Source organism: Mesorhizobium sp. L-2-11 (genome assembly GCF_016756595.1).
In the GTDB taxonomy this organism is placed as follows: Bacteria; Pseudomonadota; Alphaproteobacteria; order Rhizobiales; family Rhizobiaceae; genus Mesorhizobium.
In genome coordinates this window covers 4,886,309-4,907,314 of sequence record NZ_AP023257.1, presented here as the reverse complement: position 1 = coordinate 4,907,314, position 21,006 = coordinate 4,886,309, and the positions used below count along the sequence as shown (strand labels likewise).

The 21,006-nt window shown below is 61.6% G+C and carries 19 protein-coding genes; 8 read left to right on the top strand and 11 right to left on the bottom strand.

The window, feature by feature from the left end; translation table 11 throughout:
* Positions 1–3 precede the first annotated feature (3 nt).
* Positions 4–1,200 carry a type VI secretion system protein TssA gene (gene tssA, locus JG739_RS23595; RefSeq protein WP_202367598.1) on the bottom strand — a complete coding sequence of 399 codons (1,197 nt, stop codon included), beginning with the start codon at positions 1,198–1,200 and terminating at the stop codon, positions 4–6.
* A 332-nt stretch (positions 1,201–1,532) separates the two neighbouring features.
* On the opposite strand from tssA, the gene tssH reads away from it, so the two are divergent.
* Together tssH and JG739_RS23585 are read left to right on the top strand one after the other, a co-directional pair.
* Positions 1,533–4,298, top strand: coding sequence for a type VI secretion system ATPase TssH (gene tssH, locus JG739_RS23590; RefSeq protein ID WP_202363615.1), 2,766 nt, complete (start codon positions 1,533–1,535; stop codon positions 4,296–4,298).
* 535 nt (positions 4,299–4,833) lie between these two features.
* The gene (locus JG739_RS23585; RefSeq protein WP_202363614.1) at positions 4,834–5,073 is read left to right on the top strand and encodes a hypothetical protein; all 240 of its coding nucleotides are present in this window, start codon (positions 4,834–4,836) and stop codon (positions 5,071–5,073) included.
* Between the two features lie 1,126 nt (positions 5,074–6,199).
* Here the strand turns inward: JG739_RS23585 and JG739_RS23580 are convergent.
* The 9 genes from JG739_RS23580 to JG739_RS23540 form a co-directional block, all read right to left on the bottom strand.
* Complete coding sequence (locus tag JG739_RS23580; RefSeq protein ID WP_202363613.1) at positions 6,200–7,414, bottom strand: MATE family efflux transporter; 1,215 nt, start codon at positions 7,412–7,414, stop codon at positions 6,200–6,202.
* Positions 7,415–7,520: 106 nt separating this feature from the next.
* Positions 7,521–8,603, bottom strand: a complete 1,083-nt coding sequence (locus JG739_RS23575) for an NAD/NADP octopine/nopaline dehydrogenase family protein (RefSeq protein ID WP_202367597.1) — start codon at positions 8,601–8,603, stop codon at positions 7,521–7,523.
* A gap of 128 nt (positions 8,604–8,731) precedes the next feature.
* Positions 8,732–9,307 (bottom strand): peroxidase-related enzyme, encoded by a 576-nt coding sequence (locus tag JG739_RS23570; RefSeq protein ID WP_202363612.1) that lies wholly within the window; start codon positions 9,305–9,307, stop codon positions 8,732–8,734.
* A complete protein-coding gene (locus JG739_RS23565; RefSeq protein WP_202363611.1) occupies positions 9,304–9,792 on the bottom strand; it encodes a CMD domain-containing protein in 489 nt (162 codons plus the stop codon). Before JG739_RS23565 ends, JG739_RS23570 begins: the two co-directional genes overlap by 4 nt.
* The gene (locus tag JG739_RS23560; RefSeq protein WP_202363610.1) at positions 9,789–11,288 is read right to left on the bottom strand and encodes an NAD(P)-binding domain-containing protein; all 1,500 of its coding nucleotides are present in this window, start codon (positions 11,286–11,288) and stop codon (positions 9,789–9,791) included. Before JG739_RS23560 ends, JG739_RS23565 begins: the two co-directional genes overlap by 4 nt.
* Complete coding sequence (locus JG739_RS23555) at positions 11,285–12,364, bottom strand: ABC transporter ATP-binding protein (protein ID WP_202363609.1); 1,080 nt, start codon at positions 12,362–12,364, stop codon at positions 11,285–11,287. Before JG739_RS23555 ends, JG739_RS23560 begins: the two co-directional genes overlap by 4 nt.
* Entirely contained in the window at positions 12,364–13,158 is a 795-nt protein-coding gene (locus tag JG739_RS23550; RefSeq protein WP_202363608.1) for an ABC transporter permease, read from the bottom strand. Before JG739_RS23550 ends, JG739_RS23555 begins: the two co-directional genes overlap by 1 nt.
* The gene (locus JG739_RS23545) at positions 13,158–14,144 is read right to left on the bottom strand and encodes an ABC transporter permease (RefSeq protein WP_202363607.1); all 987 of its coding nucleotides are present in this window, start codon (positions 14,142–14,144) and stop codon (positions 13,158–13,160) included. Before JG739_RS23545 ends, JG739_RS23550 begins: the two co-directional genes overlap by 1 nt.
* 94 nt (positions 14,145–14,238) lie before the next feature.
* The gene (locus JG739_RS23540; RefSeq protein ID WP_244749532.1) at positions 14,239–15,276 is read right to left on the bottom strand and encodes an extracellular solute-binding protein; all 1,038 of its coding nucleotides are present in this window, start codon (positions 15,274–15,276) and stop codon (positions 14,239–14,241) included.
* 645 nt (positions 15,277–15,921) lie between these two features.
* Between JG739_RS23540 and JG739_RS23535 the strand changes: the two genes are divergently transcribed.
* From JG739_RS23535 to JG739_RS23520, 4 genes are all read left to right on the top strand, one after another.
* Positions 15,922–16,140: a hypothetical protein gene (locus tag JG739_RS23535; protein WP_202363605.1), complete on the top strand. Its 219-nt coding sequence runs from the start codon at positions 15,922–15,924 to the stop codon at positions 16,138–16,140.
* A 149-nt stretch (positions 16,141–16,289) separates the two neighbouring features.
* Positions 16,290–17,576, top strand: a complete 1,287-nt coding sequence (locus JG739_RS23530) for an SDR family oxidoreductase (RefSeq protein ID WP_202363604.1) — start codon at positions 16,290–16,292, stop codon at positions 17,574–17,576.
* The gene (locus JG739_RS23525) at positions 17,576–18,049 is read left to right on the top strand and encodes a DUF2269 family protein (RefSeq protein ID WP_202363603.1); all 474 of its coding nucleotides are present in this window, start codon (positions 17,576–17,578) and stop codon (positions 18,047–18,049) included. The genes JG739_RS23530 and JG739_RS23525 overlap by 1 nt, the downstream gene beginning before the upstream one ends.
* Positions 18,050–18,223: 174 nt before the next feature.
* Positions 18,224–19,174, top strand: coding sequence for an NAD(P)/FAD-dependent oxidoreductase (locus tag JG739_RS23520; RefSeq protein ID WP_244749531.1), 951 nt, complete (start codon positions 18,224–18,226; stop codon positions 19,172–19,174).
* Between the two features lie 18 nt (positions 19,175–19,192).
* Here JG739_RS23520 and JG739_RS23515 read toward each other — a convergent pair whose 3' ends face one another.
* Entirely contained in the window at positions 19,193–19,513 is a 321-nt protein-coding gene (locus tag JG739_RS23515) for a hypothetical protein (RefSeq protein ID WP_370464274.1), read from the bottom strand.
* 182 nt (positions 19,514–19,695) lie between these two features.
* Between JG739_RS23515 and JG739_RS23510 the strand changes: the two genes are divergently transcribed.
* Both JG739_RS23510 and JG739_RS23505 read left to right on the top strand, forming a co-directional pair.
* Entirely contained in the window at positions 19,696–20,517 is an 822-nt protein-coding gene (locus JG739_RS23510) for an SIR2 family NAD-dependent protein deacylase (protein ID WP_202363602.1), read from the top strand.
* Between the two features lie 140 nt (positions 20,518–20,657).
* Complete coding sequence (locus JG739_RS23505; RefSeq protein ID WP_202363601.1) at positions 20,658–20,906, top strand: hypothetical protein; 249 nt, start codon at positions 20,658–20,660, stop codon at positions 20,904–20,906.
* Positions 20,907–21,006: the final 100 nt, after the last annotated feature.

Below are 21,006 nucleotides of genomic sequence, written 5' to 3'. Positions count from 1 at the left end.
TCGTTACCTTTCATCCTTCTGGGCCGTCTTCTTGGCATCGGGAACGCCGGCAAGCAGTCGGAATTCCTTCAGCCCCGACGGAGCGAGATCTTCCATCAGTTCAACGAAATCCATATGCACCATCCGGCGCACCCGGCGGGCCAGGTGCGGGATCGGGCTCGACGGTTCGGTGCGGTCATAAAAGGCGACGACGAGGTCGAGGCATTTCACGACGTCGTCGCGCGAGGAAATCCGCTCCGGCAGCCCCGTGCTCGGTTCGGCGTAACTCGCCAGACTTGCCATAGTATCGGCTCCCTGACCCTTTTGAGCAGGCATTTGACCGTTTCGAGCGGGTAGTTCCGGATTTGCCGTCGTCGGGGCTGGCTCGGCCGCGCCGTTCGTCGCGGTCTCGATTGCCGAATTCCGTTCGAGGGTCGACAGCAAACGCTGCAGAAACCGTTTCAATTCCGGAACAGCGGCGCCACCGCCCTGCAGACGAACGTTGAGAGCAGTCTCGACCGCATCAAGGGCGGTGATCGCCGCTTGGGCGTCGGCAATGAGCGACATCATCTCCGCATTGGCTTGATCGGCCTGCGCCTTGCATCCGCTATGAACCCGGTTCAGAAGTTGACTGTGCGCGCTGGCCAGCGCTGCCTTTTCCGCCGCATTCAATCCCGAGGCCGCTTCCAGAAGCACGACCCGTTCGTCGAGTGCGCCTTGTTCCAGATCGCGTCCGCTGATCGGTCCGATAGGGCGCGGCGCGAAGAACGTCATTCGTCGCAAGTCCGCCAACAGCCCGTCCTGACCATTCTGGAGGTCGAGCAGCGCGTTTATGCGACGCAAGGCGGCGTCGCGTGGTGAAGCACCGGGCCGCAGGGCCGGGTGCATGGTCTCCCAGTGCTGATCGAAGGTCCGCGCAACAAGCGTCAGGCCATGCGCGAGCCCGGCGAGCCGCTGCTCATTGGCCAGCGCGCGCGTGACAATGACGAGCAGGCGCAGATCCCGGCCATGCGCACGCAATTCCTCCGCCTTGTCGAGGACGGCAGGCCAGTCGACCGGAATGGTGCTTTGCGATGAGGGCTGGTTGTGGCCGCCATGGACGACCTTGACCTGCGGCTCGGTGAGACGCTCCAGCTCATGAAAGGCTGGATCGTTGCGCAAATCCTCCCCCGACGGATTTTCACCGTCCAGCGGATTCAGCCAGAGTGCGAGATCGATCACACCATCCCCCGCGCGCGGCTCTTGGGCCGTGCCTGACCCAGCGTTACCACACTGCGACACTTTACCACAATTTAGTTGATGCTCAATCTTAATACGAGCCTGCAACCGGCGCGCTGGGTTCAAAAGCGCTGGCGCGATTGTCGAACCATTTCGGTGAATTTATCGCCAACAGGCGGGGCGTTCGATGGCGCTGTAGCCGATCGCGCCGGCGCCTGCCGGGACGGAGGAAATCGACTGAATCGAACACCCGGACGCCCTGCTCATAAACGCTCTTTGTCAAGTCGCTGCTTATGTGGCAATTTGTTGGCTGGCAGATTGGAGGGGCAAGTTCGATGGAACAGCGCCGGTCGTCGCAGAGCTTTAAACGCAAGGAACTGGTCGGCAAGCTCAACCCCGTCTGTTTGCGCGCCTTCAAGGCGGCGGCCGACACCGCCAAGCTGCGCGGCAATCCTTATGTCGAGCTCGTTCACTTCATCGAGCAACTGGTGCTTTCAGAGCGCTCTGATGTGCAACTGATACTGGCAGACGCTGGGGTGGATGCGAGCCGGCTCACGGCCGATATGACCCGCGCCGTCGACAAGCTGCCTTACGGCGCCACGTCGATCGAGGAATTTTCCGATCATATCTTTCACGCCATCAAGGAGGCCTGGGGCCTGGCCGGGCTGGAATTCAGCGTCGACGAAGTGCGCAGTGCGCATATTCTGCTCGCCTGCCTGAAGACGCCGGTGCTGGAAGGCCTGCTGTCGAAGATCAGTGGCGAATTCGACAAGATCGATGCGCAGGCCGTCATTGCGCGGTTCGCAGACGTCGTGGAGGGTTCGCTCGAAGCCGGCGCCGCGACTGCGGTTGCCGCCGCCGAAACACCGCGGCGGGCTCCGGGCGGGGATTCGGCGCTGGCGAAATATGCGACCGACCTGACCCAGCGCGCCCTCGACGGCAAGATCGATCCGGTCGTCGGGCGCGATCCCGAGATCAGGCAGATCGTCGATATCCTGATGCGACGCCGGCAAAACAACCCGATCCTGACTGGTGAGGCGGGTGTCGGCAAAACCGCCGTCGTCGAGGGCTTTGCCTTGCGCATTGCCCAGGGCGACGTGCCGCCGACGCTGCAGGGCGTCAGCGTGCGCATGCTCGATGTCGGCCTGATGCAGGCGGGCGCAAGCGTAAAGGGCGAATTCGAAAAACGGCTGAAGGCGGTCATTGACGAGGTGCAATCCTCTGAGACGCCGGTCATCCTCTTCATTGACGAAGCTCACACCTTGATCGGCGCCGGCGGCGCGGCTGGAACCGGTGATGCGGCCAATCTGCTGAAGCCGGCGCTGGCACGCGGTGAGCTTCGCACGATCGCGGCAACGACCTGGGCCGAATACAAGCAGCACATCGAGAAGGATCCGGCGCTTACCCGTCGCTTCCAGGTCGTTAAGATAGATGAGCCGTCGGAAGCGGTGGCCGTTCTCATGCTGCGCGGTGTCGCCGGTGTCCTCGAGCAGCATCACAAGGTGCAGATACTCGACGAGGCGATCGAGGCGGCGGTTGGCCTGTCCCACCGCTACATCCCGGCGCGGCAACTGCCCGACAAGGCCGTGAGCCTTCTCGACACCGCCTGCGCCCGTGTCGCCATTTCGCAGCATGCCACCCCTGCCGAGGTCGAGGACATCATGCGCCGCCGCCAGGCGCTGGAGGTCGAATTCGCCATCATCGGCCGCGAGGCAGCGATCGGCATCGACGTGGCCGACCGGCAGGCTCGGGTCGAAACTGGGCTTGCCGAGACCGAACTCACGCTTGCTGCCGCGCAGCAACGTTGGGATCGGGAAAAGGCGCTGGTTGGCGAGATACTCGAACTGCGCGCCAGGCTGCGCGGCGAGGGTGTGCCGCTCGACGCCGTGGAGCCTCCAGAGGCGGTCGCCGAAACCGCGGGCGCCGATGCCCCCGAGGTCATAGCGCCTGAAACCGATGCGCCTGAAACCGATGCGGATATGACGGCCGTTGCCGATCCTTCTCCACCCGATCCGGCTGCCGATCTCGCGCGGCTGCGCGAACTGATGGCCGAACTCGCACAAGCGCAGGGCGAGACGCCGCTGATCCTGCCGTCAGTCGACCGCAACGCCGTGGCCGCCGTGGTGCAGGACTGGACCGGCATCCCGACCGGCCGGATGCTGTCGAGCCAGACCGAAAAGGCGCTGCGGCTCGCCGTCACACTGTCCGAGCGCGTGGTCGGTCAGGATCACGCCATGGAAATGATTGCCAGGCGCGTGCAGACCAGCCGCGCCGGGCTCGGCGCACCCGAAAAGCCGGTGGGGGTTTTTCTGCTCTGCGGTCCCTCGGGCGTCGGCAAGACCGAAACCGCGCTGGCCCTGGCCGAGACGCTCTATGGCGGCGAGCAGAACCTCATTTCGATCAACATGTCCGAGTTCCAGGAGGCGCACACCGTCTCAACCCTGAAGGGTGCGCCACCCGGATATGTCGGCTACGGCAAGGGCGGCATCCTCACCGAGGCGGTTCGGCGCAAGCCCTATTCGGTAATCCTGCTTGACGAGGTCGAAAAGGCGCATCCGGATGTGCATGAAATCTTCTTCCAGGTCTTCGACAAGGGAATGATGGACGACAGTGAAGGCCGGCGGATTGATTTCAAGAACACGCTGATCCTGCTCACCTCGAACGTCGGCTCCGAAGTCATCATGGACCGGACCAGCAGCGGCACGGTGCGGGCGGGGCTCGACGATCTCGACACAGCATTGCGCGCCCCGCTGCTGAAGGTTTTCCCAGCGGCGTTTCTTGGCCGGGTGGTAACCATTCCCTACTACCCGCTCTCGGACATGATGATCGAAGCGATCACCCGCCATCAGTTCGCTAAGATCGCCCGCCGCCTGCGCTCGAGCAACGACGCCGAGTTGGTGATCGGTGACGGCGTCATGGATCTGGTCAAAGCCCGCTGCACCGAGATCGAATCCGGCGGGCGAATGATCGACGCCATTTTGACAAACACGCTTCTGCCGGAATTGAGCCGTGGCGTGCTGAACCGGTCGCTCGAGGGCGAAAAGATGACGAAGGTGACGGTCGGAGCCTCCGAAGGAGGTTTCACCTATTCCTTCGAATAGCTGAGCAGCAATTCAGATCGACGATCCCCGCATTTTACGATCAGCTTCGAGAAGATCCGCGCGAGCAGAGAACCCGGTCTGCCAAGACGCAGCACGCGTCACGTGGGAACCAGCCTCGGCAAGACACGTTGCTAAGCCATCGACCCTCACAAATAGGGATCCGTTCAATGGCGATAGAGATATCTCGCGAGGAAGAGCAACGCGGCACCGGGAAAGTCATGATGTGGGGCGCTATAATCTCCGCTGTGCTTTTTGTTGGCCTGATTGCCGTATTCGTCCTCGGGCCGATCTGATCTGGTTGCGGGAGCGAGCTTCGAACTGTCCGTCACATTGGCTTATGTGATCGGCCAAGGCCTGCAGTTCTGTTCGTTTCGCGCGTCGGACCCGACGCTGCCGCCGGCGCTCAACTTACCCAAGCTACCCTAGTCCCAACGCGGCAACGCCAGACCTTGTTCGAACTGGTTTCGCGCGTGGGTTGCATCCCGACCGCAGACACGCTACTATTACCTTCTCGCGTTCCCGGGGGGGAAGGTGGATGAGCATCGTCCATAGGGTCGGTCCAGTTCTAGATCAGGCGATTGCCGCAGTCCTCAACAGGGCCGGATATTGCGACACCGTCTCGGTCAAAGCGGCATTGGACCAGGTTCGGCAGGCTGCACCCGGTTTGGTCGCATCCGATGACGATTTGACCGAAGCTATCCTCGAAGTCGCTGCTGCGCTGGGCCTGTGCGTGGCTTTCGATGAGTGCGAGCAGTATCCTCTCAATCCCGCTTAGTTATCCGATCACTGCTCGGAAGGTTCTAATGCATGTCGCCTAAAGGCATGCCCTCGGGCCTGAACCGTGGGTGCGCAGCGGTTTTGCGATAACGACATCCATAAAACAAACAACCTTAAAGCGCGTCGCATGAATCCATTCAGCTGCGATGCGCTTTTAGCGAAATGATCCGACCTCTCATGGAACCCTTTAGCCAGCGACGAGTTCCGTTCAAAGCTAAAGGTGACCGTCATGGCAACCCGAGAGAGCGATCGCGGATTCCGAGAGTTGGTGCATTCGGAAGACAATCGTCGGAGTCTTCGCAAGCGATTAGGATTGGACGGCGATCAAACCCTGTCGCCGAGACTTCTCGCGTTAGCTCTGAAGCTTCAGAAGGAGCTTGAGCGGCGAGAGCAAGAACTGGCTGACGAGAACCCTCCATCACGCTGAAGTTGGTCATGGCACTCATTCCGGTGACCGGAGACGGCAACGCGTGACAGAGCGGGCCATAAGACCCTTGCCGACGCCGTTCGCGAATTTGATCGGCACCAAAGACAATCTTCGTCACGCACACAAGCTGTTGGAGCTGGCAGTTGATCCAAAATTACCTCCAAAGCTGCGCGGTCTTTCAGCGCGAGCGTCGCTTGCTGGAGCTGCGTTAGTCGGTTGGAGGCCAATGGCATTTTTTATGGAAGGCTAATATAAATAGAGGCTCGAACGAGCAGCGCCTGCCAAACACCTAGGGGACGCCATGCGAAGACTCGTCTTAACGGCGATGTGTATCGCCACCGCAACCGCCGCTAGCGCCCATGATTGGTACGAGGGCAAGGTTGACCCACTGACGAAATTCAAGTGTTGCGGTGGCTCTGATTGCCGCGCCATACCGCGGTCGTCGGTGCGGTCCAGGATAGACGGTGGTTACACTTACCTGCCGCATAATTTCACCATCCCACGCGACCGTGTGCAGGAATCCCCGGACGGCCAATACCACATCTGCGAGAGTACCTACGTCGTCACCAATCAGCTGTATTGGCGTTGCTTTTTCGCGCCTCGCGCAAACGTCTCTCTAATTGTTCCAGGCGCACGGCCGCCGGCATTCGCACCCATTCGTAATCGACGACACGCACTCGGTCTGGCCGACCAGGAACTAAGCCCGCAATATGCGGCCGAGATAACTTCCGAGCGCGCCGGCGCGAAACAGCATGAACGCGATCATCGCGATCCAGAGCCCGTGGTTCCCCAACGAGGCCTGCAGGAAATAGGCGGTCCCGAGAAACACCGCAGTCGACAGGAACATGCTGTTGCGCAATTCGCGGGTGCGCAGTGCCCCGATGAAAATACCGTCCAGGAGAAAGCCTGCAAATGACGCGATTGGAAGGATGACGACATAGGGCAAAAACCTGGCTGCGGTTTCCCTGATTGCCTGCTGGTCGGTCAGCAGGCTGACGATCGCATCGCCCGCCAGCCAGTAGGACAGTGAGAACAGCAGCGCCACTGCCAGCGACCAGATGCCGGCAGCCCTGATCACGCCGCGCAATGCGGTCCTGTCCCTGGAGCCTATGGCTGAGCCGACCAGCGTTTCCGTCGCATGCGCGAATCCATCGAGGCCGTAGGCCATGAAGCTGTGCAGGTTCATCAGAACCGCATTGGCAGCCAGTACGACTTCGCCTTCGGCGGCTCCCGCACGCGTGAACCAGCCGAACGAGACCAGCAGGAAGAAGCTGCGCAGGAAAATGTCTATGTTGACCCCGAACAATCTTGCGAAGGCTGCCCGGTCGAGGATGGCCCGAACTATCGCCGGGTTCATTCCCTTGAAGGGCTTCACAAAAAGCAGCGCTGTGAGGAATGTCGCCCATTCCGCGACTGCAGTGCCTGCGCCGATGCCGGCGACGCCCCAATCCAGGCCAATCGCGAGAAAGAGAGTAGCCACCAGATTGAAAATATTCATGCCGATCTGCAGGACCAGTGCCAAGGTCACGCGCTGGCTGCCGAGCAGATAGCCGAGCACCACAAAATTGCCCAGCGACGCCGGCGACGACCATATCCGCGCATAAGCGTAGTCCGCCGCGCTATGCTGCACCGCCGCGCTGCCGCCCATCAGAGTGATGCCTGTGCTGATGATCGGCCACTGCAGGCAAACGATCACGACACCCGACAGAGAAGCGATCAGCAAGGCACGCAGGAGGTGCTTGCGCAATTCGACATGGTCGTTGGCTCCATAGGCCTGCGCAGCGAGCCCCGTGGTTGCCATGCGCAGGAAACCGAAGCTCCAGAACAGGAAGCTGAACAGGATGCAGCCCAGCGCAACGCCGCCGAGGTGCTGTGGGCCACTCAGGTGCCCGGCCACGGTCGTGTCAACCATGGCAAGTATTGGTAGCGCGAGGTTAGCCAGAATGATGGGAAGCGCCAGCCTCACCACGCGGCGGTTCCAGTCCATGGTCCCCGTTGAGTGGGGCGCCCCTTCCATGTCAGGCCGGGAGGCCGTAGCCGTCGCGCGAAAGCCGCCGGAGGTCGTCGAGCGACATAGCGTCCATGTCCAGCGCCGCGAGAAGATCGTTCTCGCCGACGAAATCACGTCCGTAAAGCGCCGAAAAAATCTGGATACCGGATTCATGCAACGCAGCCGGCTTGCCGACGAGACGGCCGAGCTTGGCCGTTGCGACCAGACCAAAGGGCACGTCCTCGAGCACATAGCGGCTGTCCGCCGTCGTCGGTCCTTGCCCGCCATTGCCGGCTTCATGCATCGCCTGGTTCATCTGCGAGATCGAGGCCAGCGGCACGTGGAACGAAAGATGGAAGTGCTGGAAGATGGTGCGCACGTCCTGCCCGAGCGCGGCAGCGATCGCCAGCCGCTCCTCGTCGAGTTGCTCGAGCAACCGTCCAACCTTGGGCGTGACGTTCTGCCCCTGGCTCCAGGTCTCGCCGCGCTCCATGCGCGTCAGATTGCAGAGCGCGATCCCCATGTGATTCTGCGGGTTAAGGTTGCTGACCGCGATTGCCATCAGGCTGCCACGGTCGACGAAGCGATCGCCGAACAGCTTTTCGCACAGCGCCATGCCTTCGGTGCTGCGCGCATGGGGTACAGTGGCGATGTCTACTTTCTTGCGCACAGTCGAGACATTGACTTCGGCCTGACCCTTCTGCCGTCCTGCAACGACTGTTGTTCCCCAGGCGATGATGGTTGCCGTCACGTCGTGTGCCGCGAGCTCGCGTGACAGATAGAGCGCGCCGAACGAGGCGTGCGAGCTGATGATGACGGTCTGGTCGGTGCGCACATGCGGCGCAATCGCGTCGAAGGCGAACTTGTGCCCATAGCCGGGCAGGGCGACCACGACCACCTCGACACTGTCCACCAGCTCGGCAGCACCTGCGGCGACCTTCGGGTGAAACTCTCCCGTGATCGCGCCGGAAGCGGTGAGCGCTTTGCCCGTCGCCAATTCCTTCGTGCGCTCGCCCGATGGCGACCAGAGCATGGCCTGATGTCCCATCTGCTCCAGCAGGCAGGCAACTCCAAACGCGATCGACCCGGCGCCCACGATACCAACTCGCATGTCATGCCTTTCGATGTGCTCGACTTCTATCTCGTTCACGCGGGCCTGGTGACGTCGAAGGCAAGCTCCTCCTGCGTCAGGTCGCGCGCCTTGCGCTGCGTCTGCAGGCGCAGCGCAAGGCGGGCGGTTCATTCCGCGACCGGCTCCCCAAGCGTGTGCATCAGCCGGTTCGCCCAGCCGAACAGCGAGGCCGAAAGCACCAGGTCGAGGATTTCCTCGTCGCCAAGGCCGCAGTCTCTCAGCCGCGCAACGTCCTCGCCGTCGGCTGCGGGCGGACATTGCGAAAGCTTGACGGCGAATTGCAGGATCGCCGATAGCCTGGGCTCAAGCTCAGCATCCACGCCGTCGGCGAAAATTTTGCCGATGGAGGCTTCGTCTTTGGAAAGCTGGGAATAGCGCTCCGCATGGACGGCGGCGCAGTAGATGCAACGGTTAACCAGCGAGGCACCGACCGCGCCGATTTCGCGCTCGGCGCGTGACATGCCGCCGCGATTGTACATGATGCCATTGAACAGCGGCGACCGGTGCTTCAGCGTCTCGGCGTCATGCGCCAGAACAAGCACATAGTCCGAGATTTTTCGGTTCGACGGCGTCACCTGCAAAGCGTCCAGCTGCGCGGGCGTTGCATGTTCGAGATCGACCGGCGTAACATGCGGCTTCCAGATCGGAACTTTGGTGGTGAAATCCTGCAAGACGCGTGTCATGCCGATTGCCTCATCAGTCGCAGTCCTGCCACGACCCGGATCTGGTAGCTGACAAACGCCACCAGCTCGGAGAGACGGACGACATCCGCCTCGGCGATACCCGCCTGGCGCAACAGCTCGATATCTCTGCCGCTCGCCGAGCGCGGGTTGGCCGCGACCAGGTCGGCATGACGGATCAGCGCGCTGATGCGGGGGTCGCTAGCTTTGAAGTCGAGGTCACTGACCTGCCGCTCTATTTCATCAGGAGCGGCCTGATCGAGCATCGCGCCGAAATGGTCGCGAAACGCCGCATCGCCGTTCAGGCTGGCGATGCGGCAGGCAATGGCCGCGCGCATCGCATGCGACAGGCCACCGGGATCAGCGGGACGCAGGGCCGCGTCATGGGTTTTTTCCGTCAGCTCGAAAATGTCGGCGCGTTTGGCAATGACTTTGGCGAGTTCGCTCTGCGGATCGATTCCTGACAGGCGCAGAAGGACATCGTTCATAGCGCACCTCGCTTCTGGGATGGTCGATCGAACTCGCGGTCGGGGAGCTCGGACGCCGTCCACTCGTCGCCTTTGAGTTCAGGCGTGTCGTAGTCGAGCAGTCGCTGCCAATGGACCTCGACGTCCTCGCTGTAGAGTTTTGCGGCAATGGCCCGCGCCAGCCAGCCTGCGCCCTCACTGATGCCGGGGACGTCACCGCTGGTCTTGCCGAGGCTCACGCTGGCGCCATAGTTGAAACAATGGATGCGAGAAAGCCACGTCGCCTCGCCCGCGTTGCGCTCGACGAAGCTGAAATCGTCGGCGAGGTAGGGGAAGGCGCCGAGCTGCTCGTTTGCCAGTCCGGCCGGCGGCTGGTAGCGGTCGCGCCACAGGGCGATGCGGTCGGCATATCCTTCGAGCTCGGTACGCGCCAAAGGGTCGACGATAAAGCCGGTTCCGAGGATGATGAAGTCGGTGTCCAGCACCTTGCCGGATGTCGTCGTGATCTCCAGCGCACCATTCGCAACATCGACCCGGTCAATGCCTGCGTCGAAGTGGAAATGGGCGTTGGCGTGACGGCTGACCCGCAAGGTCGAGCCGCGCGGCGCGGGCGTCTGCGTCTGGAAGGAATAGTGCATGATGCGCCAGCGCCAGTCGTCGCCCAGGTCGGGAAAGGCTGCCGTAAACCCTGTCGAGCCGATACCCATCAGCTTGTTGATGGTCGGCATCTCGCGTCGCCGCGCCAGGTGCCGCACTTCGGCGGCGCCTGCTTCCAGCGCCTCGGCCGCATTGTCGACAGCGGAAGCACCGACGCCAATCACGACGACGCGTTTGCCCTTCAACCCGGCAAAGTCGATCGCCTCTGACGAATGCGCCCAAAGCGTCCTGGGCAGATGTTGCACAAAGTCGGGTATGTTCGGCCGGCCGGTGCCGTCGCGTCCCGTCGCCATCACCACACGGCGCGTCAGCACGATGTCCTCGCGTCGCCCGGTTCCAGCCAGATCAAGCCTCAGCAGGTCGCCTTCGGGAACGATCCGCCTGACATCGACGTCGTTCTCGACTGGCAGCTCAAGCACCTGTCTGTACCAGCGCAGGTAGTCCATCCACATCGGCCGCGGGATCTTGTCGAGGGCTTCCCATGCACCTTCGCCAAATTGCGCGGTAAACCACGCCCGAAACGTCAGTGAGGCCATACCATAGGCGGGACCGGTCAGCTGTTTCGGCGAGCGTAGCGTCTCCATGCGGGCATAGGTCACCCATGGCCCTTCGAGCCCGCGCGGCGCGCGATCGAAAATGCGGATGTTCCTGATGCCGGCGATCTGCAGCGCGAAGCTGGCGACCAGCCCGCACATGCCGCCGCCGATCACCACCACGTCATGCACGGGGCGGCCGTCTGCTGGCGCTCTCGGCGCGACCCAGTTGACTGGTGGCACGCACAGACACGCCAGATCGTCGCGAACACGTCGAGCGAGCTGTTCCAGGCTGTCGGCCATCTCGGTGTGGCGAACCCTGGTCATCCCGCGGCAGACTCGTCGCGGATGACGGTGGCAGCACGCGGGTTCCAGCCTAGCCACACATCCTCGCCGGAAATGGCTTCGCTTTCGCCGGGATGGACGAGCGCGTTCAACTGGCTACCATCGTCGACTTCTATCGTCATCGACGTGTGGTTGCCTTTGAAGACACGCTTTCTGATCTTGCCGGTGAAGCCTTCGCCGCTCGGCACGGACAAGAAGCGAAGCGCTTCCGGCCGCACGACGATCAGGACAGAGTCGCCCTGTTTCATCGCATGCGCGCTGGGCAGCGCGCCGACCTGCCTGCCGTTCCAGGTCAGGGCGGTTCCCTGCGCGTCCGCGCCAACCACCTTGGCCCGCAGCAGGTTGGCGTCGCCGATGAAGTTCGCCACGAAGACGCTCTGCGGTCGCGAGTACAGAGTATGAGGGTCGCCCATCTGTTCGACCTTTCCATTGTTCATGACCACGATCTGGTCCGACATGGTCAGCGCTTCCTCCTGGTCATGGGTGACGAACAGGAAAGTCTTGCCGGTTCGCTCCTGGATCGACTTGAGCTCGATCTGCATCTGCTGGCGCAGCTTGGCGTCGAGCGCGCTCAAGGGTTCGTCGAGCAGCAGGACCTGCGGGTCTGGCGCCAGCGCCCGCATCAGCGCGACGCGCTGTCGTTGCCCGCCGGACAGCTCCGACGGCATGCGCGTCGCGTAGTCCTGCAACTGCACGAGCGCCAGCAGTTCCATGACGCGCTTGTGGATGGCCGATGCATCTAGCCCTTTCAATTCGAGCCCGAAGGCGATGTTGCGCGCGACATTCATGTGCGGGAACAGCGCGTAGTCCTGGAAGACGATGTTGACGTTGCGCTTGTTCGGCGGTAGCCGCGTCACGTCCTTTCCGGCCAGCAGGATGCGTCCCGAATTGGGGATTTCGAAGCCGCCGAGCATGCGCAGCGTGGTCGACTTTCCGCAGCCGGACGGCCCAAGCAGCGTGACGAACTTGCCGGCCTGGATTGTGAGGTTGAGATCATCGACGGCGACGGCCTGGCCATAGGCCTTGGTCACATTCTGAAATTGAACGACCGGATCCATCAGCGGCTCCTCGAACGGCGTGTGTAATATTCGGCGTAAAGTCCAACCGCTCCGGTCACCAGCAGCACCAGTGTCGCCATCGCATTGATCTCTGGCGACATGCCGCCCTGGACTTTGGCGAAAATCAGCATCGGCAGCGTCGGGCGATAGCCGCCGAGGAAAAAGGTGCGCACGAAATCGTCGATCGACAAAAGGATGCAAAAGATCATGCCGCCGCCGATGGCAGGCCCCAGATAGGGCAAGGTGACGCGGAAGAACGCGACGACGCTGTCGGCGCCGAGATCTCGTGCCGCGTCGACCAGGTTGGCCGGCATCGAGCGCAGCCTCGTCAGCGCCATCACGACGACGAAAGGCACCGCATGAACGGTGTGGCCAAGCACGATCGCGGCCGTGCCGGTCGGCATGTCGATGGTGCTGATGAAGATGCGCAGCGAAATGGCGGAAATCATTCCTGGCACCACCGCGGGCAGGCAGGCGAGCGCGAACAGCACGGCGCCCCAGCGCCCTTCGGTCGTTGCGATCAGCATCGCGATCCAAACGCCGATGACCGTCGCCGCAAGCGTGGTGAGCCCTGCCACCAGCACCGAATAGACGCAGGCTTCCAGGAACGGCTTGTCCTGCATAACCTTCAAGTACCAGTCGAAGGTCCAGTCGCCGATCGGGAAGGCGATGAAGGCGGCATTCTTGAAGCTCATTGCCATCATCAGCGTGAGCGGAAGGAAGAGGTAGAGCACGAAGCCCCAATAGGCCATCGTCAACGCGGTGCGCGGCGCGTCGGCAAGCATCGTGCGCATCACATCAGCCTCGTCGATTTACCGCCAACGATCCGCATGAAGATGGCAGCGGTGGTAAGTGCCGAGACCAGCATGATCATGGCAAAGGCTGCACCCACAGGCCACTTGTCGCTGGCGCCGTGGAAGAAGCCGCTGATCGTCTCAGGAAACAGCACGGTGGTTGGCCCGCCCAGCAGCATCGGCGTGGCGAAGACGCCGATCGACGTCAGGAACACCAGCGAGCATCCCGACACGATGCCGTCGCGCGACAGCGGTAGCACAATGCGCCTGAAGCGCGTGAACGGCCCAGCGCCGAGATCGGCTGCAGCGTCGAGCAGATGTTTGGGGATCTTGTCGATGGCCGAGTAGAGCGGCAGGAGCATGTAGAGGCTGATCAGGTAGACCAGGCCAAAGCCCAGCGAGAACGGCGTATAAAGCAGCGGGATCGGCCGGTCGATCATGCCAACGTCGCGCAGGAAAACGTTCAGGGCGCCGCGATTGGCGAGCAGCATGATGATGGAGAAGGTCCGGATCAACTCGCCCGCCCAGAACGGCACCAGCAGAAGCAGCAGCGCCTTCGATCTGCGATCGGGCTGCACGATCTTCGCCACATAGTAAGCGACGGGATAGACGACCAGCAGCGTCACCGCCGTCGCCGAAGTCGCATAGACGAAGCTGCGAATGAGCGGCATGAAATACAACGGCTCGGAAAAGAAAATCGCGTAATTGGCGAAGGTGACGGTCGGCGCGCGGCCATGCTGGATCGGATAGTTGCTGAGCAGGCTGATCTTCAGCATCTGGTAAATCGGCCCGATATGCATCATGACGATCCACACGATCGGAACCGCCGCAAGCAGCACCATCCGCGTCGTCTTGTTCGAGACCAGCGCGCCCAGCGTCGACTGGTAGAGACCCGAGTTGAAGAGTGCGGGAAGCCGCGTTGAATACGCCGGCGCGGCGACAGCTGGCATCGCTCCGCCACGGACAAGGGTCGAGTTGCTGGCCATTATTTGTCCACCTGCGCAAGGAGGCGCCCGACCCCGCCGGACGGTTGAAGGTTGCCGCCCGCAAATGATCGCGGGCGGCGGTGCTTAGGCAAGATCAGGCTGCCTTGACTTCGGCGGTCGCCTTGTCGATCATCTCGTTCTTCATGTCGCGGTTGACCGGCGAGAAGAAGACGATGCGCTCGACCTGTTCCTGTGGCAGCGTGCCGGCCGCACGCTCGATGTCGGTCAGCACTTCCGGAACGCCGGAAATGGTGGAGGCGAAGCCCGATTGGCGTTGCATCGAGGCGCCGACATCCGGTGTTGCCAGGATCGCGTCGAGCAGCTTGTAGGCATTCTCTGCATTGGGCGCGTTGTTGACGACATTGAGGGTGTAGCAAAAACCGTATGTGCCTTCCTTCGGAACCGACAGCTTGATCGGATGGCCGTCGGCAATGAGCTTGGCGGCCGGACCCGACCATGCGTGCCCGAGATAGATGTCCTCGTTGATGAACATCTGCTGCACTTCCGAACCCGCGTCGTAATATTTGCGCACCATGTCCTTGTGCTTGATCAGGTGATCGCGCGCGGCATTGGTGGCCTTCAAAGCCTCCTCGGGCTTGTCCGTGTAACTTACGAAGTCACCGTCGAAGCCGAGATATTGCATCGTGATCGTCATGAAGTCGCTGACAATGTAGGAAGTCAGGCCCTTGAACTGAGGGTCGAACATGACGTCCCAGCTCTGCGGGTCCTTCACGTAATTGGTGTTGACGGCCAAGCCCTCATAGCCGGCGAGGATCGGCAGGCCCCAGAGCTTGCCGTCGACCCGAGCCCAAGGCGCGTTCTGATAGGCGGGGTTCAGGTTCTTCCAATTCGGAATCTTGCCGGTGTCGAGAGCCTGCAGAAGGTTCGAACTGATGAACTGCGAATATCGGTGGCCAGCCACTGTCACCATGTCCGTCGAAGGGTTGGCACCCTCTGCCGCCAGCAAATTGTACTGCTTGCCCTGATCGTCGGTCAGGCGGACATTGACCTTGATTCCGCTGTCCTTCTGGAATTTGTCGAGAAACTCCTGCGGCAAGAATTTGTCATAGGTGGTTACGTTGAGCACGGTCGACTGCGCCCAGGATGGCAGCGGCCGAATGATGTAGGGCATTGCCAAGGCGCCAGCGCTGCCTCCCAGCAAGTGCAGTGTGTTTCGGCGATTCAAAACAAGCTTGGTCACTTTCGATCCCCTTTGGTTTGATTGGCAAGCGTATGGTGGGAGATGAAGGTGCAGGGCTGCAGCCATGTATCAGCTGGAAGGGACGCTCGACCCACGCCGGGGGCTCGTCCAGTAAACCGTCCGCAGTTTCCCTCATATTGGAATTGGAATTTTCGTAGGCAATTGTCTGCGTAGATCGATGTGGGCGATGCTGTTTTTCTCATCGGAGCTCATTGCACTCGATCCACGTGCCGAAGGCGCGATTGGCTGCAAGTCCGATATCATACATTTACATTTCACCAAGGCAACTTTCAGTGCAACTGCGGGCTCAAGCTGGTACCTGGTCTCGTCAGCTTTTGGTCGGAGGCAAACTCCGCCCTAACGACCGAAATCAGGCGCATGCTGGCATACGCAACGCGGACAATGAAGGCCACCGATGCTGCATCGGCGTGAGTTCGCCCGAGCGGATGCGAGCTTCCGTTTGAGCTGGACCAGCCCCAGCGCTTCGGCCGCAGAAGCAGCTGTTGTGATCGCTCAGCCGGGGAACATTTTCGTCAGCCTTCAATTTAAGCAGAGAAGCTGGTTTGGAGCAGATCAATGGGCATTTTTTCCGACCTCAACAAGAAGCTGACGGAAAATCTCTACGCGCACGGCAACGACCTCGTCGATCCTGCTGCGGATCTTCCCGAGAGCGTCGAGGAACGGGTCGAACTGTTGATGCCGTTCGTTCAGCCCGAGGCTCGCGAGTTGGTCCGCTCGCAAATCCTTGGCCTCATTCACGAGTACAGGAACGAGGAATCCGCCCCATCGAGCTAGAGACCGTGGTCATGCGGTCATCATCACCCCTGAGCAGCTGGCCGAAAGACGTGTGCTTTCGCAGCGCCGGAAAAACATCGATGATATGGAAGAGATACGCGCCGAATGGAACGGCGACGATCTCGTGGCTATCGGAGATTTGGGGTCCGATGAGAATTCTCGTTGCTGGAGCCACCGGTTTGATCGGCGCTTCGGTCTGCGCCCGCCTCGTTTCCGAAGGACATGAGGTGGTCGGCATCGTCCGTCGCCCTCGGGCAAATGCAGTCCGTGATTACCAGACATTGGTGCTGGACATGGCCGCCGCGTTACGCCCTGAAGATTGGCTGCCGCATCTGACTGGCGTCGATGTCGTGGTGAACTGCGCCGGCGTTCTGCAGGACAGCCCTCGCGAAAAGACCGGGCAAGTCCATCGCGATGCGGCGGCGGCTCTTTTTCTCGCCTGCACGCGGGCCGGCGTTACCAAGGTCATCCACTTCTCGGCAATGGGTGTGGATCGGGCACAGCCTTCGTCGTTCTCGGCGACGAAATATGCCGGCGATCAGGCGCTTATGGCGCTTGACCTCGACTGGATAATCCTTCGCCCTTCCGTTGTGCTCGGCCGGCCTGTGTTTGGGGCCAGTGCATTGTTTCGCGGCCTGGCCTCGCTGCCGGTCCTGCCGTCAATGCCAGATACCGGCCGGCTGCAGGTCGTGCAGCTCGATGATGTGGTCTCGACGGTGCTCTTCTTTCTCAATCCCGGCAGTCCGTCTCGTCTGGCGCTGGAACTTGCAGGTCCCGAACAGCTGACCATGGATGAGATCGTCGGCAGTTTCCGCCGCTGGCTCGGCTGGGCTCCCGCTGCCAGGATTGTCCTGCCGGGATGGGTTGCGCGGCTTCTCTACCGCCTCGGCGATTTTGCCGCGATGCTCGGCTGGCGACCTCCTATGCGCACCAACGCCGCCAGGGAGATCGCACGGGGAGCGGTCGGAGATCCCTCGGACTGGATTTCCCTGACCGGCATGCGGCCGCAAAGCCTGGCGCAGTTCCTCGCGCTCAACCCTGCGACGGTGCAGGAAAAATGGTTTGCCGGGCTTTATGTCACCAAGCCTGCAATCTTCGTCGTGCTGCCGTTCTTCTGGATCATGACAGGGATTGTGTCACTGACCACTGGCTACGGCAACGGCATCGACCTCATGCAAAGCACGGGGGCTGGCATGTTGTCGGCGCCTACAGTGATCGCCGGCGCTCTTGCCGACATCGTCGTCGGCGCACTGATAGCCTGGCGGCCAACGGCGCGAAAAGGCCTCTACGCCGGCATCGCGCTCTCGCTGTTCTACCTGATCCTCGGCACTTTCCTGCGCCCCGACCTGTGGAACGAGCCACTTGGGCCGTTCCTGAAGGTCTTGCCGATCATCGTCCTTCACTTCGTTGCCTTGGCGATCCTGGAGGAGCGCTGATGCTCTATTTCGTGCTGAAGTTCCTGCATGTCATCGGTGCCAGCGTGCTACTCGGCACCGGCGCCGGCATCGCATTCTTCATGCTTCTCGCCCACAGGACCGGCAATGCGGCAACCATTGCGGCAGTGGCGCGCATCGTCGTGGTCGCCGACTTTCTCTTCACGGCAGCTGCAGTCGTGGCGCAGCCGATAACCGGCGTCGCGCTCGCCTGGCTGGCGGGCTACTCGCTCTCCGAAGGCTGGATCGTGCTGTCCATCGCGCTCTATATCGTCACCGGTGTATTCTGGCTGCCGGTGGTCTGGATGCAGATGGAAATGCGCAATCTGGCGTCCGAAGCCGCCAAGGCGGGGGCCCCGCTGCCGGCCCGGTATATCAGGCTTTTCCGGCTGTGGTTCGCCTTCGGCTTTCCCGCCTTTGCTGCCGTCCTCGGGATTTTCTGGCTGATGATCGCGCGGCCGGCGATCGAGTGGTAACGCCTTGCCGCGATAATGCATGTCGCGCAAAAGCACGCCCTCGGGCCTGACCCGAGGGTGCGCAGCGGTTTTGCGACAACGACATGCATAAGACAACAACTCAAAGCCCGTCGCCGTTCAAATACGACGCGCTTGTCGTGGCTCGATTTCGGCGCTGGAACATCTTTCCCATGAATGCGTTCGGCGCGCATGGATCAACCCGCGCGCAAACGCCGACATTCAGCCTCGTCCGCGACCGAAGCGGATGTTCTCATTGTTGGCGGTGGACCTGCGGGGCTGGCGGCTGCTGTCTATCTCGGCAGGTTCCGTCATCGGGTCGTCGTGGTCGACGCGGGTGAATCGCGGGCGATGCTGATTGCGGAAAGCCGCAACTGTCCGGGATTTCCGGAAGGGATTAGCGGCCCCGATCTTCTGCAGCGGCTTCGTTCCCAGGCCGCCAAGTTCGGAGCGACACTGGTCCAGGTTCAGGCGTCATCAGTCGAGCCGACCGTAGGCGGGTTCGGCGCCGAGACCAACGGCGGGCGGATCGTCGCCCGCAAGGTATTCCTGGCGACAGGTATCGTCGATGTCGTGCCTGCAATTCCGCGTCTGCGCGAGGCCATCGCTAAAGGCAGCGTACGCCTTTGCCCGGTTTGTGACGGCTACGAAATCATAGATCGTCAGGTCGCGGTCATCGGTCACGAGGCGCAGGTGCTGCGAGAGGCCTTGTTCCTCAAGCAGTACACGCAGCACGTCACAATGCTCGCACGCTATCTTCCAGATTTTTCCGCCACCACACGGCGCGTGGCCATGGAAGAGAACATTGCGGTTTGCGACGCGTTCAAAAAGTTTGTTCCCACCGACAGCGGCTACCAGGCCATCCTCAAGGACGGCGAGGTGCGCCACTTTGACGTCATCTATCCGGCGATGGGATGCCGGGTGCGGTCCGAACTCGCGCTGGCAATGGGCGTCGAATGCTGCGACGAGGGCTATGTCGTCGTCGACAAGCATCAGCGGACCTCGGTTGAGGGGGTGTATGCCATCGGCGATCTGGTCAGAGCCCTGAACCAGATCGCAGTCGCTTTCGGCCAGGCTGCGATCGCCGCGACGGATGTCCACAATGACCTGGCTCTCGGGATCGAATAGCTCTCGAAACCTGCCTCGCTAGCCCAGCATGGCTGCTAGCACGAAGGCCGCAGCCGCTACGAGAACGACTGCGGCAATCACCAGCACCGGCCAGTTCTTGCCAGGCTGAAGACCAGGCTCGCTTCCTATCGGGCGCATCGCGTCGCCGAAGCTTGCTTCATTGGTGAACTCGGGCTGTCGCCGTCGACGAACCTCGGCGCCAGGATTTGGCATACCGGCCGCTTCGGCGTCGGTCTTTTCAGGTGCCGCGGCAGGGTCGAACCCCGGGGTCTTATCCCTTATCGCCCCGTCCTGAATATCGCCTCTCGCTTTGGTCTGATCTCGTCGGACGGCCATCATGGTCTCTCCCCTGACACCAAACTTCGATCTGCGTCAGCGGTTCCAGTCTGCGCCGCATTTGCTGAACACCCCCATTTCTGAGCACAGCCAGTTTGCTGAGCACAGTTGGCGCTGATCCGGGCTTCTTCGGAACAGAGGGCGCCGTTCGCAGTTGTGTTGGATCATTGCCTGGTGAGTTGGCCATGCCGTCTGCACTTGAGCAACTGGCCCGATCCGTGAAAGAGCGACGAGCGATCTTGTTCGTTGGGGCGGGGGTGTCGATGAGCGTCGGCCTGCCATCCTGGGAGAAGCTCATCGAGCATATGGTGGATGAACTCGGCCTCGATCGAGAGGTGGTCGACAGGCCTGAGTCAAGTTACCAGGCTCTTGCCGAATATTACCGGCTGAAGCATGGCAGTCTCGGCCCCCTGCGCAGCTGGATGGATCGCGAATGGAGCGTCTCGCGGGAAAAGGTCAGGGGATCGGCGATCCACAAGCTGATCGTGTCACTCGATTTCCCGATCATCTACACCACCAACTATGATCGAAACCTTGAGGTCGCGTTCGAAGTCCACGACCGCGCGTTCGTGAAAGTGGCCAATGCCAAGGACATCGCCAAGGTGAACGGCGAGGTTACCCAGATCATCAAATACCACGGCGATTTCGACGACGATGCATCGCTGGTTCTGGCGGAGTCCGACTATTTCGAGCGGCTGTCGTTCGAGTCGCCGTTGGACGTGAAGTTCCGCGCCGACGCACTGGGGCGCACCGTCCTGTTCATCGGCTACAGCATGTCGGACATGAACATCCGTCTGTTGCTGTATCGGCTTTGGGAAACCTGGCGCCGGTCCGGTTATGAAAGGAATCGTCCGAAATCGTTCGTCTTCATGCCGCAACCGAGCGTCGTCCAGGAAGCGGTTCTCGGACGCTGGGGTATCGACATGCTGACCAACGAGGCCGATCGGCCGGAGGATGCCCTGGTGGCATTCCTGAGCAAGCTCAGGGACGCGATAGACCGCGCCTAAATTAGTAGCATGCAACGCGCTGAAGCCGAATCGTTGGCGGCAAAGTTAGGAAAGCTCGCCTCCGTTTGACCAGGCGGGGAACATTGTAGATCGTTGCGACGTTCATAGCCGCGAAGGGATGCTGTTTGCGGAGGCCTAAGATGGGCCAGTTCCAGATGATAGATCTCGTTTCCGTCATCGACGCCTGCACCACCGACCGCGCCGCAGGGCGATTGGTGTCGATGGCCAAGGCCGTCGAAGAGTTACGGGTGCTGACCGGTGATTTCATCTCGCCGGACGAAGTCGTGGCCAACGCACTGTCGCCGGTGGCGTGGGAGCGCGGCTGCGCGGTTCTGTTCGACGAGCAGCCGGGCGCCGACATCCTGCACGCGCCATGGCAGGACGCCTGACCGGCGCAGGACGCCTGAGCGTCGCCGAACATCGGCAGCCGTGTGACCGCGGGGTGCTGCGCGCCGCATATGGCGGCCCCTCAGGAGTGCCGGCAGCCGG

Coding starts and splice junctions, on each gene's coding strand:
- JG739_RS23545 (WP_202363607.1), bottom strand. CDS start 14,144: ATGGCCAGCAACTCGACCCTTGTCCGTGGCGGAGCGATGCCAGCTGTC.
- JG739_RS23580 (WP_202363613.1), bottom strand. CDS start 7,414: ATGGTTGACACGACCGTGGCCGGGCACCTGAGTGGCCCACAGCACCTC.
- JG739_RS23560 (WP_202363610.1), bottom strand. CDS start 11,288: ATGACCAGGGTTCGCCACACCGAGATGGCCGACAGCCTGGAACAGCTC.
- JG739_RS23540 (WP_244749532.1), bottom strand. CDS start 15,276: ATGCCCTACATCATTCGGCCGCTGCCATCCTGGGCGCAGTCGACCGTG.
- JG739_RS23530 (WP_202363604.1), top strand. CDS start 16,290: ATGAGAATTCTCGTTGCTGGAGCCACCGGTTTGATCGGCGCTTCGGTC.
- JG739_RS23535 (WP_202363605.1), top strand. CDS start 15,922: ATGGGCATTTTTTCCGACCTCAACAAGAAGCTGACGGAAAATCTCTAC.
- JG739_RS23525 (WP_202363603.1), top strand. CDS start 17,576: ATGCTCTATTTCGTGCTGAAGTTCCTGCATGTCATCGGTGCCAGCGTG.
- JG739_RS23515 (WP_370464274.1), bottom strand. CDS start 19,513: ATGATGGCCGTCCGACGAGATCAGACCAAAGCGAGAGGCGATATTCAG.
- JG739_RS23505 (WP_202363601.1), top strand. CDS start 20,658: ATGGGCCAGTTCCAGATGATAGATCTCGTTTCCGTCATCGACGCCTGC.
- JG739_RS23565 (WP_202363611.1), bottom strand. CDS start 9,792: ATGAACGATGTCCTTCTGCGCCTGTCAGGAATCGATCCGCAGAGCGAA.
- JG739_RS23575 (WP_202367597.1), bottom strand. CDS start 8,603: ATGCGAGTTGGTATCGTGGGCGCCGGGTCGATCGCGTTTGGAGTTGCC.
- JG739_RS23585 (WP_202363614.1), top strand. CDS start 4,834: ATGAGCATCGTCCATAGGGTCGGTCCAGTTCTAGATCAGGCGATTGCC.
- JG739_RS23550 (WP_202363608.1), bottom strand. CDS start 13,158: ATGCGCACGATGCTTGCCGACGCGCCGCGCACCGCGTTGACGATGGCC.
- tssH (WP_202363615.1), top strand. CDS start 1,533: ATGGAACAGCGCCGGTCGTCGCAGAGCTTTAAACGCAAGGAACTGGTC.
- JG739_RS23510 (WP_202363602.1), top strand. CDS start 19,696: ATGCCGTCTGCACTTGAGCAACTGGCCCGATCCGTGAAAGAGCGACGA.
- JG739_RS23555 (WP_202363609.1), bottom strand. CDS start 12,364: ATGGATCCGGTCGTTCAATTTCAGAATGTGACCAAGGCCTATGGCCAG.
- JG739_RS23520 (WP_244749531.1), top strand. CDS start 18,224: ATGCGTTCGGCGCGCATGGATCAACCCGCGCGCAAACGCCGACATTCA.
- JG739_RS23570 (WP_202363612.1), bottom strand. CDS start 9,307: ATGACACGCGTCTTGCAGGATTTCACCACCAAAGTTCCGATCTGGAAG.